General features: G+C 74.6%; 2 protein-coding genes. One reads left to right on the forward strand and one right to left on the reverse strand.

Features of this window, described 5'->3' with window-relative positions; genetic code table 11:
* Window positions 1-164 precede the first annotated feature (164 nt).
* The gene (locus tag WBN91_RS39040; RefSeq protein WP_337726290.1) at window positions 165-1,565 is read left to right on the forward strand and encodes an alpha/beta hydrolase; all 1,401 of its coding nucleotides are present in this window, start codon (window positions 165-167) and stop codon (window positions 1,563-1,565) included.
* Between the two features lie 150 nt (window positions 1,566-1,715).
* Here the strand turns inward: WBN91_RS39040 and WBN91_RS39045 are convergent, their stop codons facing one another.
* Complete coding sequence (locus WBN91_RS39045) at window positions 1,716-1,862, reverse strand: hypothetical protein (protein ID WP_337729445.1); 147 nt, start codon at window positions 1,860-1,862, stop codon at window positions 1,716-1,718.
* Window positions 1,863-1,967: the final 105 nt, after the last annotated feature.

Genomic DNA, 1,967 nt, shown 5'->3' on the forward strand with positions numbered 1-1,967 from the left:
CCCTGCGGGGGGGGGGGGGGGGGGGGGGGGGGGCGGCGGGCCCCGGGGGCGCCCCCGGCCCGGGGGCCGCCCCCCCCCCCCCCCCCCCCCCCACCCCGCTCGACGCCGACGTCCAGGCGCTCGCCGCGCCCATCGACTGGAAACCGTGTCCCGAGCTGGCCGAGGTGGAGTGCGGCACGCTCAAGCTGCCGATCGACTGGGCCAAGCCGCGCGGTGAGAAGTTCGACCTCGCCGTGGCCCGGCGCAAGGCCCTCGACCCGGCCAAGCGGATCGGGATCCTGGTGATCAACCCGGGTGGTCCCGGCGGGTCGGGCGTGAACTTCGCCCTGGGGGCCGACCGGTACTTCAGCAAGGACGTCCAGGACCGCTTCGACATCATCGGCTTCGACCCGCGCGGTGTCGCGCGCAGCCAGCCGGTGAAGTGCTCGTTGGAGATGCTGGAGAAGCAGCCGTCGGTGTACCCGGCGAACCAGGCGGAGTTCGACGCGCTGGCCCAGTACAACCGCGACCTGGCCGCCGACTGCCGCAAGCACTCCGGCCCGATCTACGACCACGCCGACACCATCGCGGTCACCAACGACATCGACGCGCTGCGCCGGTCGCTCGGTGAGCGCAAGATCAACTACTACGGCGTGTCCTACGGGACCCTGATCGGCCAGCAGTACGCCGAGCGCTACGGCCGCAACATCCGCGCGATGGTCATCGACTCGAACATGGACCACAGCCTGGGGACCTGGCGGTTCAACGAGACCGAGGCCGTGACGGCGGAGGACTCGTTCACCGAGTTCGTGGAGTGGTGCGAGCGCACTCCCTCGTGTGCCCTGCACGGCCGTGACGTGGCCAAGTTCTGGGACGACCTGCTGGCCCGCGCCGACCGCGGCGAGATCACCGACCCGGACGACCCGACCTTCAAGATCCCCGCCGACCTGATCATCGGCAACGCCTTCGGCGCGTTCTACGGCCCCGACTGGGCGCCCCTGGCGGAGTGGCTGCTGGCCCTGTCCGGCGGCACGGCCCCGTCCACGCCCGCCTTCGCCGCCGACCCGCAGACGGCGAACAACCCGTTCCCGGCGGTGTTCTGCCAGGACTGGGCGATGCGCGTGAAGAGCCACCGCGAGCTGTCGGTCCTGGTGACCCGGGCCAACCAACTCGCACCGCACATGCGCGGCTCGTCCCTGGGCCACTTCGCGATGGCGGGCTGCATCGGCCTGCCGGAGAAGGTGAACAACCCCCAGCACCGCCTGCGCATCAAGGACGCACCGAAGATCCTGATGCTCAACGCCCTCCACGACCCGGCGACGGGCTACGAGTGGGCCGTGAACGCCCACCGCCAGAGCCTGGGCACCACGGTCCTGCTCACCTACGAGGGCTGGGGCCACGGCGTCTACGACCGGAGCGCCTGCACCCTGGGCGCGACCGACAAGTACCTGATCGACCAGAAGGTCCCGCGCGACGGCACCCGCTGCGCGGCCGTCGAGCCGCAGCCGTCCCTCACGGCGGCGGTCCCGGGCGCTCCGCAGCGGCCGACGGGTCCGAAGCCGGGCCTGCCCGGCTGGCAGAGCTGACCTTCCAGACCGACACGGGCCGTCCTCCGCGGGGAGGACGGCCCGTTCGCTTTCCCGGTCGCCACCGCCCGCCGCCCAAGCCCGAAGCCGCCGGAATTGTCGGTGGGCCGTGCGATGATCGACATCGGGGGCCGGAGGCCACGCCCGCCATCAACACGCCGCCCACCGCTGCTCCCCGCCACCCGCGCCGCCGTCCGCCCGCGCCGCCGCCAATCCGCGCAGCCGCAGCCGGCCCGCGCCGCCCGGCCCGCCCGCGCCGGTGCCGCCGACCTGCGCCGCCCGACCCGCCTGACCCACCCCCCAGCCGGCCCCAACCCCCCGCCCGGCCCCCCCCCCCCGCCGGCACCCCCCGCCGGCGGGCGCCCCCCCCCCCCGGGCCCCCCCCCCCCGGCCCCCACCCCC

The organism is Saccharothrix sp. CCNWYY140 (assembly GCF_037401995.1).
Taxonomy (GTDB): domain Bacteria; phylum Actinomycetota; class Actinomycetes; order Mycobacteriales; family Pseudonocardiaceae; genus Actinosynnema.